The sequence below is a fragment of the Rhodococcus sp. 24CO genome (assembly GCF_050586165.1).
GTDB lineage: Bacteria > Actinomycetota > Actinomycetes > Mycobacteriales > Mycobacteriaceae > Rhodococcus_F.
The window spans coordinates 98,052-111,753 of sequence record NZ_JAZFNF010000009.1 but is presented as its reverse complement, the minus strand read 5'-3'; the positions used below and the strand labels follow the sequence as shown (position 1 = coordinate 111,753).

Genomic DNA, 13,702 nt, shown 5'->3' with positions numbered 1-13,702 from the left:
CACACGGCCCTAAACGGACATCTGCATGACTTCTGTGTCGATGCTTGTTACGTTCAGATGACCGATGAAGCCTGTTGATACGAGAGCTATCCCGACCACCGCGCCGGACGCGGTGTTGTTACGAAGCCCACAGATCGATGACGGAGTCCGGCTCTGGCAGATCGCACGTGATTCACGAGTGCTCGACCTCAATTCGAGTTATGCATACCTGTTGTGGTGCAGGGATTTCAGTGCAACGTCCATCGTTGCGGAAGTAGACGGAAGTGTGGTCGGATTTGTTTCCGGCTACACCCGCCCCAGCGAGCAGGAAACCCTGTTCGTGTGGCAGGTGGCTGTCGACGAAGACCAGCGCGGCAAGGCGATTGCCGGCCGCATGCTGGATGCATTGATGGATCGCACTGCACCACTAGGCGTTACAACAATGGAGACGACGATCAGCCCCGACAACGAGGCTTCGATCGCACTCTTCACTGCGCTTGCCCGACGGCGCGATGTGCCGATCAGTAGGCAGAGCCTGTTCTCGCCCAATAACTTTCCCGATGGACACGAAGCCGAAGATCTATACCGAATCGGCAACTAGCGCGTTCCGCGTTGGTATACAACCTGCCCCGGAGGAACAAAGAAGATATGAATACCGTAGAAGCAAGCATTTTCGAAACCCTCGAATCCGAAGTTCGCAGCTATTGCCGTGATTGGCCCGCAGTGTTCACCAGCGCATCCGGATCCTGGATTCGCGACGAGAACGGCCGCGACTACCTCGATTTCTTCGCCGGCGCCGGCGCCCTCAACTACGGGCACAACAACCCGGTCATGAAATCCGCACTCGTGGACTACATTCTCAGCGACGGAATTACCCACGGACTTGATATGTCCACCGTTGCCAAACGCGACTTCCTCGAGACATTCCAGCGGACGGTCCTCGAACCGCGTGGACTCGACTACAAGGTCCAGTTCCCCGGACCGACGGGCACGAATGCCGTCGAAGCTGCGCTCAAACTGGCCCGCAAGGTCACCGGCCGTGAAGCAATTATCAACTTCACCAACGCTTTCCACGGCATGACTCTTGGTGCGTTGTCCGTCACCGGTAACTCGATGAAGCGCGCCGGCGCAGGCATACCACTCGTGCACTCGACACCGATGCCGTTCGACAACTACTTCGACGGCGTCACCGAGGACTTCCAGTGGTTCTCCCGCGTCCTCGACGATTCGGGTAGCGGAATCAACCGTCCCGCCGCAGTCATCGTCGAGACGGTCCAGGGCGAGGGCGGCGTGAATGTGGCTCGCCCCGAATGGCTTCGGGCGCTCGCAACACTGTGCTCCGATCGCGGAATCCTCCTGATCGTCGACGACGTCCAAATGGGATGTGGCCGTACGGGTCCGTTCTTCTCCTTCGAAGAGGCCGGCATCGTTCCGGACATCGTCACACTCTCGAAGTCGATCGGCGGCTACGGCATGCCGATGGCACTCACCCTGTTCAAACGCGACCTCGACGTGTGGGGCCCGGGCGAGCACAACGGAACGTTCCGCGGCAACAACCCGGCATTCGTGACGTCGAAGGTTGCACTCGATCACTACTGGTCGGACGACGCACTCACCAAGAGCACCCTGAAGAAGGGCGCGCGTATCAGCGAGTGCTTCGCCAACCTCGCCGATCAGTTCCCCGGTGAGGTCTCGACTCGCGGCCGGGGCCTGGTTCAGGGCCTCGTCTTCGAGCAGCCTGAGCGGGCCGGCAAGGTCTGCCAACTGGCATTCGACGAGGGATTGCTGGCGGAAACCTCCGGCCCGTCCGACCAGGTAGTGAAATTGCTTCCCGCGCTGACGATTACCGACGACGAGATCGAACACGGCCTGTCCATTCTGGCCGAAGCGACCGTCAAGGTATGCAGCTAGAGAAAGGAACTCCCCCATGATCGTGCGCACCACCACCGAGATCACCGACACCGACCGCGACATCACCAGCGAAGACGGCAACTGGCGCAGCAAGCGCATCGTCCTGGGCGGCGACCGCGTCGGATTCTCGTTCCACGAAACCACCATCAAGGCAGGATCGGTCAACACCTTCCACTACGCCAACCATGTCGAGGCCGTCTGGCTCGTCGAAGGCACCGGAAAGCTGATCGACCTCGACAACAACACCGAGTACGATCTTGCTCCCGGATCGATGTACCTGCTCAACGGCCACGAGCGTCACCGCGTCGAACCTGACACGGAAATGCGGATGCTGTGTGTGTTCAATCCGCCGGTCACCGGGCGTGAGGTGCATGACGAGAACGGAATCTACCCACTCGTCGAGGTGCCCGCGTAGCGTCAAACCATGACGACTGACACCTCACCACGTGTAGCGATCGGCCCGTCACCCGATGCACTGCTCGACAGTGCAGTGCTTCGGGGTGGCGGATTGATCAGTCCGCTCGAGTCCGCCGACGCCCTGATCTGGGCCGGATCAGCGGATTCGTTTCCGAGTGACTTGCCGCCGTCGATCCGGTGGGTGCAACTCCCCTCGGCCGGCATCGAGGACTGGTTCGAGGCCGGGGTGATCCCGAAGGACACCTACATCACGTGGACGTCTGCCGCTGGTGCGTTCTCCTCGTCGGTGGCAGAGCATGCCCTGATGTTGCTCCTGGCCGGTGTCAAACATCTGCCGGCCCACATCGAGGCAAAGACGTGGCGTCAGTTCGAGTTCTTCCCGAAGGTCGGCACACTGCGAGGTTCCACCGTGGCCATTATCGGCGCCGGTGGGATCGGCCGTGCGTTGATCCCGATGCTGGCCGCACAGGGGGCGGACAGCATCGCAGTCAATCGCAGCGGCAGCCCCGTGCCCGGCGCGTTGTCGACCTACCCGGCAATGCGTATGAACGAGATCTTCTCTCGCGCAGATCACTTCGTCATCGCCGCCCCGGCAACGCCCGCAACCCGGCACCTCATCGGAGCAACTCAACTCGCCGCGATGAAGCCGCACTCGTGGGTGATCAACGTTGCTCGCGGCTCCCTCGTGGACACCGATGCGCTGGTGGACGCCATCGCGACGGAACGGATCGGTGGCGCCGGACTCGACGTCACCGATCCCGAACCGCTACCCGACGGCCACCCGCTATGGGATCTGACCAACGCCATCATCACTCCCCACGATTCCAATCCGCCGGGAGTGCGACCGGCCGCCTTCGCCGATCATGTGTCCAAGAATGTCACTCGGTTTGCCAACGGAGAGACACTCGCCGCACTGGTCGATCCGATCGCCGGCTACTGATCCTCAGGCTTCACCAAGGTCGGCCAGGGCCACCGGCAAGGCGCCCTGGTGCAGGACACCGAGGCGTTGAGTGGCTCGGGTGAGGGCGACATACAGTTCGGCCGCACCCCGCGGACCCTCCGCCAGGATTCGGTCCGGTTCCACCACCAGAACAGCGTCGAACTCCAAGCCCTTCGTCTCCGACGCCGGCACCGTGCCCGGCACATCGGGTGGACCGATCACAATGCATGTGCCCTCGCGGCCAGATTCATCGTGTACGAATTCCGCTATGGCGGAGTCTAATTCGCCGGAATCGACTCGCTTCGACCACGGGGCGACGCCACACGCCCTGACCGACTCCGGCGGCGAGACCGACGGCGCAAACTCCGCGAGGAGGGCGGCGGCGACGCTCATGATCTCTGCGGGAGTGCGGTAGTTCACCGACAGTGACCGGTAGACCCAACGGCCCGGCACGTACGGTTCCATCATCGCGTCCCACGTGATCGCACCTGCCGCCGACCGTCGTTGAGCGAGGTCGCCCACCACGGTGAAGGATCGGTCGGGGCAGCGACGCATCAATACCCGCCAGTCCATTTCGGACAGTTCCTGGGCCTCGTCGACCACAACATGCCGGTACGTCCAATCCCGGTCAGCGGCAGCATGTTCGGCGAGGTCGCGGGTGTCGAGTTCGACAAAGCGATCGGCCAGATCCTCGGCGTACAGCACGTCCTGAGCCAGCAGATGATCCTCGTCGTCCATGAGGTCCTCGCGGCTGATCATCATGTCCAGCACGCCGGCGGCATAGGCGGCTTCCTCCTTGCGTTCGTACTCAGCAGCCTGATCGACGGGTTTGTCCCGGCCCAACAGGTCGACCAACTCGTCGAGCAACGGCACATCCGAAACCGTCCACGCGTCACCCTGCGCGCGCAGCAGCACCTCGTCGCCACCCGCCGCTCGCAGCCGCACTTCAGACGTATACAGCTCTGCCAGAAGCATTTCCGGAGTCAGAATCGGCCACAGGTCGTCAAGCGCGGCGATGAACCCGGCGTGTTCCGTCAGCTCCTCGATCAGGTCCTCCCGCAGTTGTTCCCACGCATCGCGGTCCGAGCGGCTCAGCCAGCCCCGGCCGATCCGGGCTATTGCGCGCTCGGTGAGTGCCCACGTGAGGATCTCGGTGAACACCGCCCGGGCGTCGTTGTGCGCGTGACCACTCTCGCGTGCCTCTTCTCTGGCCCACTGCGCAGTCTCGGCGTCGATCCGCACCGCGGCGTCTGCGAGTTCGATCACCACCGGTTCCGCGGGCAGCTGTTGCCGGTCGGCAACAGCTGCCGCGAGCACGTCCAGGAACTTCAGGGAGCCCTTGATTCGGGCTACTTCCGGAGCGTCCTCAGCCGTGACACTCAGACCGGGCACCAGGTCACCCGTGGTCATGAACACCACATCGGATTCGCCTAGCGACGGTAGTACCCGGCCGATGTGGGTGAGGAACGCCGGGTTGGGCCCGACCACCAGCACGCCGTGGCGTTCCATCCGCTCCCGCTGGGTGTAGAGGAGATACGCGACGCGGTGTAGCGCCACCACGGTCTTCCCGGTTCCCGGTCCACCCTCGATCACCAGTACCCCGGGGTGATCGAGGCGAACAATGTCGTCCTGCTCGGCCTGGATCGTTGCCACGATGTCGCGCATTCCGTTGCCGCGCGGTGCATTCACCGCCGCGAGCAAGGCCGCGTCGCCCCGTTCGGCGCCATCCGGCTGGCCGAGCACCTCGTCGGTGAAATCGACCACACGACGCCCACGGGTGTGGAACTGGCGGCGACGGCGCATGTTCTCCGGGTGAGCTGCGGTGGCGACGTAGAACGGACGTGACGCCGGTGCCCGCCAGTCCAGCAGCACCGGCTCGTACTCGTTGTCCGCGTCCAGTAGTCCGATCCGACCGATGTACGTGCGCTCGCCCTCGAGGCTGTCCAGCCGTCCGAAACACAGCCCGTTGTCTGCCACATCGAGCCGCTTTGCCTCGGTGGCAAGGGCGCGCACCTCGTCGTCGCGTTGCAAGAGGTTTCCGCCGTCTCCTCGCAATGCCGCGGTGTACCTCCCCTTCACTCGCGCACGCTCGGCATCGAGCCGCGCGTAAAGCCCCGCCACGTAACCCTGCTCGGCGCTTAATTCGTCTTCGTACCCCTGGGTTGGCACGTGCCCCTCCACTTCCATGGTTCTTCCGATCCCTCAGTCACCTGGGATCGGAAGAGCCATTCTGCGGCACTACCCCGGCCTTGCCGCAAGCCCCCCAGTCGGCTATATATTGAAAGTGGAAGAAAGCGTTTCCCGCTTTTCACGCAGTTTCTGTAGCTGATCCCAATCGTGGAAGCGGTTTGACAGAGTGGAAACTGGGGCTGTATTCACCACGTTCGCGATAATCCAAGGTCTGATGGTGAACACCCAGCGCTTCGGTTAACTCTCGCCGCGAGATGCCCCGCTCCGCATGCAGCATCGCGATTCGGTTGTAGATGACATCAGAAGGCACTCTGCATCGCCTTGTCTCGCCGCTCCGCCCTGGAAGATCCTGATTCGTGACGTGCCATGCGCCGCAACACTACCGGTGCGATCAGCAGACCGGCGGCTACCCAGTCACCGAGCAGCGACGCGGTCTCGACATGCCGCCAGGACTGGCCGATTTCGATTGCCATTGCGTCCTGCGAAAACAACGCCGAGCGCATTCCCAGGCCGACCCAACAGATCGGAAACGCCCGACCGACCCCCTGCAACCAAACCGGTAGCGCGGTGATCGGATAGAAGATGCCAGAGATCGCAACAAGGCCCATCAACGGCATCGTGAGCAAGAAGCGCGCCCGCGCACCCTCGAGAACACTGCCGAGAATTGCGCCGATGATCAACAAGCCGGCCGCCAGCACGACAAGTACCTGAACTGCCACAGAAGCTGCTGCGGCCGTTATCTTTCCGACGAAGTAGCCGATCATGCCGTTGGGTGATTTCGCCCGTAGCAGCGTGCCGTCCTCACGATCGAGCACCAGCACGTTGGCAATCGCGAATAATCCGTTGAACGTGACGGTAGTGTCGAGCAGACCGGGCAGTGCAAGTTCGGCAATCGAAAGATCGCCACCATCGTATTCTTTGTTGCGCAGCAGATAGAGCGTACCGAGTGCGGTTGCCGGAGTGAGGAATTGGCCGATCAAGTCAGGGCCAGTGGTCAACAGTTTTTCCCAAGGGCTTTGGTCACACTCGGCGAAATAGGGCCAGAACACCGCAAGATGATCGAGCAGTTCGTCGACACGCCTTTTGGCGTGGTCACGCCTCGTGTCCGTTCGGTGGCTATCGAGTTCTGCCTTCTTGATCGGGCACCCGCAAATGACCAGCGCCCGAGGATTACCTCGGTCACTGGCCATTTGTGGGGTCTTTAGTGCGTGCTGATATGCCGGGTGAACTAGCCGATGTTGCGCATGGTCCGCTCCAGCATGAATACACTGACACTCGCGCCGACCAAAATCACGCCCATGATTACGAACACCGAGCGAGTCGGAAGATCGGCGCCCAATGCAAGGCCGACGAGCAGCGGGCCCATGATTCCACCGATCCGGCCCATACCAAGTGCCCAGCCGACGCCGGTTGGCCGCATGGCCAACGGGTACACGACCGTGGCGAGCGCAGTTACGCTCATTTGACCGCCCACGACGCACGTTCCCGCGAGAAATGTGGAACCTAATAGAACTGCAGTAGATGCACCGTCGATCACGAAGCCCATGAGCCCGGTCAAGAGCGCTCCGCCGAGATACACAACGCTGAGGGTTCGGAAGGGGTTGGTGCGATCCATGATCGGTCCGATTACACTGGCTGCGACGATGCCGCCGATGGTGGTCAGGACGGTCGCGGCGATAACGATCGTCCGGGAGTGTCCACTGGATGTCACGATTGTCGGAAGCCAACTTTGCAGTCCATAGAACACTCCAAGGTTCGCAATGAACGCGATCCACAAGAGTCCCGTGGCAATACCCCAGCGACCGCGAACCAGATCGACAGTGCCGGATTTCATTGAGGCACTGGCAGTCTCACGCAGTATGATTTCTCCTCTGAACGACGGTGCGAGGCGCCGCAGCGTAGCGAGTGCACGATCGTGTGCGCCGGTTTTGATCAGGAAGTTCGGTGATTCGGGGAAGTACCGAAGTAGAAATGCCAGCAGAACGAGCGGCACGACGCCGCCGACGACGAACATCGATCTCCATCCCCACGCTGGGATCACAAATCCCGAAATGATACCTGCTGCAACAAATCCCAATGCCAGCCAACAGTAGATGAACATAACGAGTGAGGCGCGTCGTCGTTTCGGCGCGAACTCGCTGACCAACGCAACAATGCTGGGAATTGCGCCGCCAAGACCGGTGCCGGTGAGGAATCGCAAGACGATGAGCTGCTCAGGTGACGTGGCTGCCGCACACAACAAGGTGAGAACAGCGAAAACAGCTGTGCACACGAGGACCAATCGGCGGTGACCGAATCGGTTGGCTAGTGGGGATAACACCAGGTACCCGGCCATGAGCCCTGCGATTGCGGCCGAGAGGATGGGTCCGAGCGCGGAGACCGGCAGTCCCCATTCTCTCGCGATCGACGGTGCCGCAAAACTGATGGCCTGGGTGTCGAAACCATCAAGGCACATGACACTTCCGGCGAGGGCGAGCAGCAGATAGTGAAATCGGCCGATCGGTTGTGAGTCGACGAAGGATGCCATATCTATTGGTTCCTCCAGCGCTCCAACCGAATTCGCCGGGTTGCGGCCGGGGTCGGCGGTCGTGTCGAGATTCATGAGCAAGCCTCCTGATAGTGGTAGACCGATTGGGTAACCTGGTAGGACTCGTTGGCCTCTGGGCCGAGTTCGCGGCCAATTCCGCTGAATTTCATGCCGCCGAACGGCGCGCCCTAATCCGGAACGTAACCGTTACGCCAACGGTTCCGCTCTCGATGCGGCGCGCTATCGTCATACCCCACGCGAGATCGGCGGTCCAGATCGTGCCCGCCAAGCAAGGGGTCCAATTGTGTTACTGGGTCAAGCGAATTGCCGATCGTCAACGACGCAGCAAGTACCGCAAACGCGTGTTGAATGATGCCGGCAAATTTTCCACCCGGCTTCAGCTCTCCCGACCGCAGGAGACGATGCTCAGACGAAGCAGTTGGACGCGAGAGGACGATGTTCTCGGCCGGTGATTCCTATTTGCTTTTGTTCGAGCGCCGAGTACCGAGTACCGAATCTATCGCGATGAATTCGTTTGTCGTGAAACAGAATTCACCTTCCCACGGACCGGTCGAGCACTGACCGTACTTCGAATCCGATACCGCGGCAAGTTGTTTGATTCCTTCAATCGCCGACCGTGCTCAGTAAGGATTGATCAGCTGCGGCGAGCAATCGCGTCGATCTCAACGGATGCGCCACGAGGGAGCGCCGTCACCTCGACGACCGTGCGCGCGGGACGTGGCTCGGTGAAGTGCTTGACGAATTGGTCGTTCGCGAGGGCCCGGTCAGAGATATCGGTGACGTAGTAGGTGAGTTTCACGACATCTGACAACCCCAGGCCGACCGTTGCCAGTCGGCGCCCAACAGTGGCCAACGCCGCGTCCAATGCCTCCTTTCTGCCCTCGATGAGGTTCTGTGCCGCGTCAATGGGCAGGCTGCCCGAGACGAACACAGCATCGCCGATGGTGGCGGTATCGGAGTAGGGGTGTTCGAAATCCGCAGATGACATTCAGTTTCCTTTGTGAGAGATATCGGGTGATCAGGCGCCGGACCGGCCCCACAGGAGCTGGCCCGAGTCCACTGAGAACACGGATCCGGTGATCGCCGAACCGTCGGCGTCCGAAGCCAGCAGGGCATAGACGCCGGTGACGTTGTCGGGCACGGGGGCGATGCCAGTCGGCAAGCGATGGGTGACGTCGCTGGGGTCTGGGAGAGCTCCACCTCCGCCCAGCACTGGAGGCGTAACGAGTTCGGTCTGCACGTAACCCAGTGCCACGGTGTTGACGCGGACCTGGCCGGCGAGGTCGTATGCGAGTTGTTTGGCAAGCCCGAGCAACGCATGTTTCGAAGACACATAGAGCGGTCCTCCGAAACCTGGCGCCAGGCTGGAGATCGAACCGGTGAAGATGACGGATCCGCGTGCCCGGACGAGCTCGCCCAGCGCGGCGTGCACGATCATCAGAGCGCCCTTGAGATTGACTCCGAAGACCTGTTCATATGCTTGATCGAGCTGTTGAGCCGTCAGGTCGCCAATCTTGATGCCCCGATCGTGTACGCCGGCATTCGGCACGAGGACATCGAGCTTGCCGAAGCGTTCTACAGTCACCTCAACCGCCCGTCGGCAGTCGTCCGGATCAGTGACATCACCCGGGACGGCAATCGCATTGTCTCCCAGGGACTCAACACTTCGCTCGAGCCTGCCGGCATCGCGCCCCATGGCGACGACGCGGGCACCTTCGCGAACGAACCTGCGAACCACGCCCGCACCGATCCCGCTGCCTGCGCCGGTTACCAGGGCGACCATGCCGTCGAGTCGACCTGGCCCGGCAGGCACAGCAGACATCAGCTTGTCTCGGTTAGACGACGCCGGCGTCCGGAATCGACTGTTTCTCCAACCCGGTAGACCGCTTCAGGCTGGGCGACGTAGTTCATCTCGTTGATAGGCCACCCCATAGACGCGATGATGTGCAGGGACTCTTCGCCGATGCTCGCAAATCCGTGTACCGCCATGCTCGGCACAATCACCGTATGTCCGGGCCCGATTTCGCGGGTTTCCCCGTCGATAGTGAACCGTCCGAGGCCGGCGACTACGGTGATGTTCTCTTCGAAGTAGTGCCAATGCGGCGGAGCCTCGTTGCCAGGCTCGAGGATCTGTTCTGCGATCCTGACCTGTCGCGCACCGCTGGCGGCGGTCGCCCAGGCACGTGAGCGGACGCCGGGACGCCACTCTTCCCATTCGGTCTTCTCGTGATCAACGACAATCATTGTCAGGTACGCTCCTTGACGTGTATTGAGGATTCGGAATGAAGCCTCGGAACTTCGGGCGTGACTCAGGAACCGTGTGTGAACGATTCCGGCCGGATGGCACCCCAGGCACTGAAGGCGTCGAACTCGCCCGCCTTGCGAACATTCGGCTCGGCGGTGTCACCAAGGATCCGGGGCATCTCAGCGGACAGCTCGTACCGATTGCCGCCCGGAGTCCACAAGTACGAGTAGAGGTTTCCACCAACTCCGTGCCGGCCGGGGCCGGTCTCCAGGAGGTGCCCCGCGCTGGACAACGTGTCGGCGGCGCGTTTCTGGTGCTCCATGTTGTCCACCGTCCAAGCCAGGTGGTGGAGCGAGGCGCCCGGCTGACAGCGGATCAGCCCGACGTCATGATGCACCTCCCCTGCACGGGTCCAAGCCGCCTGCCATTCGTCATCGGCGTTGAGGAAGATATCGGAGATCTTGAAGCCGAGCCCCTCTGACAGGACGTGCGCGATCGCACGTGCCTCGGAATCCGTGCTGAAAGCAATGGTGATGTGGTCGATATCGGCCGGTCCCACGCCGAGACGCTGCGAGCTCTTGTCGAAGCCCGGGTGGCGATACAGCGGCCTGTCCGGACGAGGCAGCAGCACCACTTCCTGCCCGGTAGGTAGCCGGAACGTCACAATCGTGGGCTGCTCCGGTGCGGCGTCGCTACGCCGCTCGGTCTTCACGCCGATCGCGGCAAGCCTCGACTCGAACTGTTCCAACTCGCTCTCGGAATCGACACCGAGAGCGAACGAATTCACCCCGGTCCCGCCGTCGGTCAGTACCAGCTGCGCGTGTGGATCGTCGATATCACAGCTGAGATAGACCTTCCGGCCCTCTCTCCCCACCTCCCGCAGTCCCAGGACGTCGACATTGAACTCGAGCGCCTGGTCGATGTCGGTCACCGCCAGCTCCGCCCAGACCAGTTTCTGAAGCGCCATGCTCACTCTTCTCTCTTGATAACAGTGTTCTTGAACACAGCGCTCTTGCTAACCGTGCTCTTGCTTTCCGTGCTCTTGCTAACCGTGCTCTTGCTAACCGTGGGAAACCCCGGCTTGTAGGCCAGTTCGGACTCAGGACCGAACGGGGTCTCGAGCGCCGACAGATAAGAACTGACCGGCATCCGGCTCAGTTTCTCGACGAACTCCGGTGGCAATGTTCGGGTCCATCCTGTGCGGGTCGAGGTGATCTTCAGCTGATCTCCGGCCGGTCCGGGCTCCACCTCGAGCACGACAATCGCGAACTCATTGCCGATCAGCACTCGTGACTGCGAGGGTTCGTTACCGTAGTGCTCCATCGACTTCCCAGCTCTCTATGTATTCTTTCTTGGTATACTTAGGCATTTCGAACTGCGTCGCCCCAACTGAGGCCTGCCGCAATTGCTTTGCGGTGACGCGCAACAAAAGCCGGCTGGTTCAGTGCGAGCGCTGCGACCAAGGATTCCCCCCGACCGTAGAGAATCGCCCGTCGACGCCCATCGTCGACAACATGAACGCGATCATGGCCGGCCACACTGCCGACGACCTGCAGCTTCACGTTGTACTGATCGGTCCAGAAGTACGGGATCTCGTTCGCGCTCCGGACCATGGATGGTCCGCCGACCAATTCCGACGACAAGTTCGCCGCAACAGTTTGCGCATGGTCAACCGCGGTCGACCAGTGCTCCGCCCGGATCGGGCCCAACAGCGGATGCTCCCATCGGGCCACATCGCCTGCCGCGTAGATTCGTGGCCCCGCTCGCAGCCCCTCGTCGCAGACGACTCCGTCGGCAACGCGCACCGAACTCCCAGTGAGCCAGCCGGTCACCGGCTCGGCGCCGACACCGATCACCACCACATCGGTACGTAACCGCTCGCCGCCGTCGAGCTTGATCTCGTGCACGCGGTTGTTTTCGGCAAAGAACTTTTCGACGCCCGTGGAACAAATGAAACGCACGCCGTGCGACCGATGCAGATTGGTCAGCCAGCCTCCCGCTACCGGCCCGATAGCGCCGGACAAGGGCATTTCACCCCGCTCGACGACTGTCACTTCAATGCCCTTGGCAACCGCCGAAGCCGCAACCTCCAAGCCTATGAAGCCGCCACCGACCACAACCACATGCTTCGCTGATTGCAGATCCTGCCGTAGGGCCATGGCATCGTCGAGTGTGCGTAACGTATGCACCCCTCCCAGATCAGGCTGCCCCGGCAACCGCCGGGGCGCCGACCCGGTCGCGATCACCAGGCCGTCGAAGCGCAGCTCGTTGCCGCCGCCGAGTACGACGGAATCTGCACCAAGTTTGCTGACGACGACGCCCCGGCGATGGTGCACTCCTAGTTCCGCGAGCCGGGCACTGTTTGGCAACCGGATATCCTCCGGCTCTATCAGTCCTTGCAGCAATTGCTTACTGAGCGGGGGGCGATCGTATGGCTGCGTTGCCTCCTGATCGAGGAGGACGATGTCGCCTTGATACTTCTGCGCACGGAGTTCCTGGCAGACACTGACGCCGGCGAGTCCGCCGCCGGCAACGACGATGCGCATCAGCTCAGTCCTCCAGTGCGATCGCCTGGACCGGACATCTGGCCTGCGCCCGGCGAATCTCGTCAACGAGCTCAGGCCTGATGACCGGAATCAGGAGGACCGCCTGCCCTGTACCTTCGTCGATATCGAAGACCCGGTCGGCTTCGAGGACGCAGTTCGCGTATCCGTCGCATTTTTCCAGGTCGATATGTGCTTTCATGGTCTACTCCTCTTCTCCATCGCGTGCTGACAACAGCTCGTCGGGGAGCCACGTCAGTGCCTCGAGCATCAGCGCGTCGACGTACTGAACCTCGCCGGTCAGCACGGACGTGATCTTCAGCCGCTGGCCGTTGGCAGCGGAGTCGTGCTCCAGGCGTACGAGTACGCGGCCGACTGCATCGCGGAGTTCCACCGCGCCTGAAGGCCACGCCGCATCTTCAGAGGAAGACATTGAGGTTCTCGGCAGCCAGCCGAACCTGGTCGAGCACGACCGTGCGTTCAGCAATCTTCCATTGCCCGTCTACCTCGACGAACCGGTCGGTGCGTTCGCCGTAGTAGCGGTTTTCCTGCGATTCGTTCCGAGCCCGGAAGACAAGGACGTTACTGATGGCCACGATCTCGGAGTTGTCGACGGACAGGTCGAGCAGTTGCACGAAGTAGCGCAGCCGAGAAGGCGGCACCTCGCTCCATGCATTGCTACTGGCCAGCTTCTTCACCCGCAGCTCCATCGTCTCTCGGTTCTCGTCGTAGTAGCCGAGCTCACCGGGGGCAGCCACCATCGCCGCTCGCGAATCGGTACTTCTGACCACCGGCATCCGGTAGCGGAAATCCGGCGCGAAGAACGACAGCCAGTCCTGGTAGTCAGCGCGCTGCAGTATCCGGATCTCGTGTCGGTAGATGCTTTCGATCACCGGCCACAGCTGGTCAGGAAGGATTGCGTTGCTCAT

General features: G+C 61.8%; 17 protein-coding genes. 4 read left to right on the top strand and 13 right to left on the bottom strand.

Features of this window, described 5'->3' with window-relative positions:
- The first annotated feature begins 64 nt into the window (after positions 1 to 64).
- The 4 genes from ectA to V2B23_RS22830 are packed head-to-tail and all read left to right on the top strand — an operon-like array spanning position 65 to position 3,247.
- Entirely contained in the window at positions 65 to 580 is a 516-nt protein-coding gene (gene ectA / locus V2B23_RS22845) for a diaminobutyrate acetyltransferase (RefSeq protein WP_430952415.1), read from the top strand.
- 47 nt (positions 581 to 627) lie between these two features.
- A complete protein-coding gene (gene ectB, locus V2B23_RS22840; RefSeq protein ID WP_430952414.1) occupies positions 628 to 1,890 on the top strand; it encodes a diaminobutyrate--2-oxoglutarate transaminase in 1,263 nt (420 codons plus the stop codon).
- 16 nt (positions 1,891 to 1,906) lie between these two features.
- A complete protein-coding gene (locus V2B23_RS22835; protein ID WP_033232898.1) occupies positions 1,907 to 2,305 on the top strand; it encodes an ectoine synthase in 399 nt (132 codons plus the stop codon).
- A 9-nt stretch (positions 2,306 to 2,314) separates the two neighbouring features.
- Entirely contained in the window at positions 2,315 to 3,247 is a 933-nt protein-coding gene (locus V2B23_RS22830) for a D-isomer specific 2-hydroxyacid dehydrogenase family protein (RefSeq protein WP_430952413.1), read from the top strand.
- Positions 3,248 to 3,250: 3 nt separating this feature from the next.
- On the opposite strand, the gene helR is transcribed toward V2B23_RS22830, so the two are convergent.
- The 13 genes from helR to V2B23_RS22765 form a co-directional block, all read right to left on the bottom strand.
- A complete protein-coding gene (gene helR / locus V2B23_RS22825; protein ID WP_430952412.1) occupies positions 3,251 to 5,416 on the bottom strand; it encodes an RNA polymerase recycling motor ATPase HelR in 2,166 nt (721 codons plus the stop codon).
- Positions 5,417 to 5,555: 139 nt separating this feature from the next.
- Positions 5,556 to 5,714, bottom strand: coding sequence for a helix-turn-helix domain-containing protein (locus V2B23_RS22820; protein WP_430952604.1), 159 nt, complete (start codon positions 5,712 to 5,714; stop codon positions 5,556 to 5,558).
- A gap of 22 nt (positions 5,715 to 5,736) precedes the next feature.
- Positions 5,737 to 6,435 carry an ABC transporter permease gene (locus V2B23_RS22815; RefSeq protein WP_430952411.1) on the bottom strand — a complete coding sequence of 233 codons (699 nt, stop codon included), beginning with the start codon at positions 6,433 to 6,435 and terminating at the stop codon, positions 5,737 to 5,739.
- 230 nt (positions 6,436 to 6,665) lie between these two features.
- Positions 6,666 to 8,039: an MFS transporter gene (locus tag V2B23_RS22810; RefSeq protein ID WP_430952410.1), complete on the bottom strand. Its 1,374-nt coding sequence runs from the start codon at positions 8,037 to 8,039 to the stop codon at positions 6,666 to 6,668.
- Positions 8,040 to 8,619: 580 nt separating this feature from the next.
- A complete protein-coding gene (locus V2B23_RS22805) occupies positions 8,620 to 8,973 on the bottom strand; it encodes a RidA family protein (protein ID WP_430952409.1) in 354 nt (117 codons plus the stop codon).
- Between the two features lie 30 nt (positions 8,974 to 9,003).
- A complete protein-coding gene (locus V2B23_RS22800; protein WP_430952408.1) occupies positions 9,004 to 9,807 on the bottom strand; it encodes an SDR family NAD(P)-dependent oxidoreductase in 804 nt (267 codons plus the stop codon).
- Positions 9,807 to 10,229 carry a cupin domain-containing protein gene (locus tag V2B23_RS22795; RefSeq protein ID WP_430952407.1) on the bottom strand — a complete coding sequence of 141 codons (423 nt, stop codon included), beginning with the start codon at positions 10,227 to 10,229 and terminating at the stop codon, positions 9,807 to 9,809. Before V2B23_RS22795 ends, V2B23_RS22800 begins: the two co-directional genes overlap by 1 nt.
- Positions 10,230 to 10,294: 65 nt before the next feature.
- Positions 10,295 to 11,197 carry a VOC family protein gene (locus tag V2B23_RS22790; RefSeq protein WP_430952406.1) on the bottom strand — a complete coding sequence of 301 codons (903 nt, stop codon included), beginning with the start codon at positions 11,195 to 11,197 and terminating at the stop codon, positions 10,295 to 10,297.
- 2 nt (positions 11,198 to 11,199) lie between these two features.
- Positions 11,200 to 11,553 (bottom strand): hypothetical protein, encoded by a 354-nt coding sequence (locus tag V2B23_RS22785; RefSeq protein ID WP_430952405.1) that lies wholly within the window; start codon positions 11,551 to 11,553, stop codon positions 11,200 to 11,202.
- Positions 11,554 to 11,591: 38 nt separating this feature from the next.
- Entirely contained in the window at positions 11,592 to 12,776 is a 1,185-nt protein-coding gene (locus tag V2B23_RS22780; RefSeq protein ID WP_430952404.1) for an NAD(P)/FAD-dependent oxidoreductase, read from the bottom strand.
- A gap of 4 nt (positions 12,777 to 12,780) precedes the next feature.
- Positions 12,781 to 12,975, bottom strand: a complete 195-nt coding sequence (locus tag V2B23_RS22775) for a ferredoxin (protein ID WP_430952403.1) — start codon at positions 12,973 to 12,975, stop codon at positions 12,781 to 12,783.
- A 3-nt stretch (positions 12,976 to 12,978) separates the two neighbouring features.
- Positions 12,979 to 13,206, bottom strand: a complete 228-nt coding sequence (locus V2B23_RS22770; RefSeq protein WP_430952402.1) for a hypothetical protein — start codon at positions 13,204 to 13,206, stop codon at positions 12,979 to 12,981.
- The gene (locus tag V2B23_RS22765; protein ID WP_430952401.1) at positions 13,193 to 13,702 is read right to left on the bottom strand and encodes an aromatic-ring-hydroxylating dioxygenase subunit beta; all 510 of its coding nucleotides are present in this window, start codon (positions 13,700 to 13,702) and stop codon (positions 13,193 to 13,195) included. Before V2B23_RS22765 ends, V2B23_RS22770 begins: the two co-directional genes overlap by 14 nt.

Excerpts from the sequence above, each read along its gene's own strand:
- V2B23_RS22770 (WP_430952402.1), bottom strand. The coding sequence starts at position 13,206 with ATGTCTTCCTCTGAAGATGCGGCGTGGCCTTCAGGCGCGGTGGAACTC.
- V2B23_RS22765 (WP_430952401.1), bottom strand. The coding sequence starts at position 13,702 with ATGAGCAACGCAATCCTTCCTGACCAGCTGTGGCCGGTGATCGAAAGC.
- V2B23_RS22785 (WP_430952405.1), bottom strand. The coding sequence starts at position 11,553 with ATGGAGCACTACGGTAACGAACCCTCGCAGTCACGAGTGCTGATCGGC.
- ectB (WP_430952414.1), top strand. The coding sequence starts at position 628 with ATGAATACCGTAGAAGCAAGCATTTTCGAAACCCTCGAATCCGAAGTT.
- V2B23_RS22835 (WP_033232898.1), top strand. The coding sequence starts at position 1,907 with ATGATCGTGCGCACCACCACCGAGATCACCGACACCGACCGCGACATC.
- V2B23_RS22775 (WP_430952403.1), bottom strand. The coding sequence starts at position 12,975 with ATGAAAGCACATATCGACCTGGAAAAATGCGACGGATACGCGAACTGC.
- V2B23_RS22795 (WP_430952407.1), bottom strand. The coding sequence starts at position 10,229 with ATGATTGTCGTTGATCACGAGAAGACCGAATGGGAAGAGTGGCGTCCC.
- V2B23_RS22820 (WP_430952604.1), bottom strand. The coding sequence starts at position 5,714 with ATGCTGCATGCGGAGCGGGGCATCTCGCGGCGAGAGTTAACCGAAGCG.
- V2B23_RS22805 (WP_430952409.1), bottom strand. The coding sequence starts at position 8,973 with ATGTCATCTGCGGATTTCGAACACCCCTACTCCGATACCGCCACCATC.
- V2B23_RS22800 (WP_430952408.1), bottom strand. The coding sequence starts at position 9,807 with ATGTCTGCTGTGCCTGCCGGGCCAGGTCGACTCGACGGCATGGTCGCC.
- ectA (WP_430952415.1), top strand. The coding sequence starts at position 65 with ATGAAGCCTGTTGATACGAGAGCTATCCCGACCACCGCGCCGGACGCG.
- V2B23_RS22830 (WP_430952413.1), top strand. The coding sequence starts at position 2,315 with ATGACGACTGACACCTCACCACGTGTAGCGATCGGCCCGTCACCCGAT.
- V2B23_RS22790 (WP_430952406.1), bottom strand. The coding sequence starts at position 11,197 with ATGGCGCTTCAGAAACTGGTCTGGGCGGAGCTGGCGGTGACCGACATC.
- V2B23_RS22810 (WP_430952410.1), bottom strand. The coding sequence starts at position 8,039 with ATGAATCTCGACACGACCGCCGACCCCGGCCGCAACCCGGCGAATTCG.
- V2B23_RS22780 (WP_430952404.1), bottom strand. The coding sequence starts at position 12,776 with ATGCGCATCGTCGTTGCCGGCGGCGGACTCGCCGGCGTCAGTGTCTGC.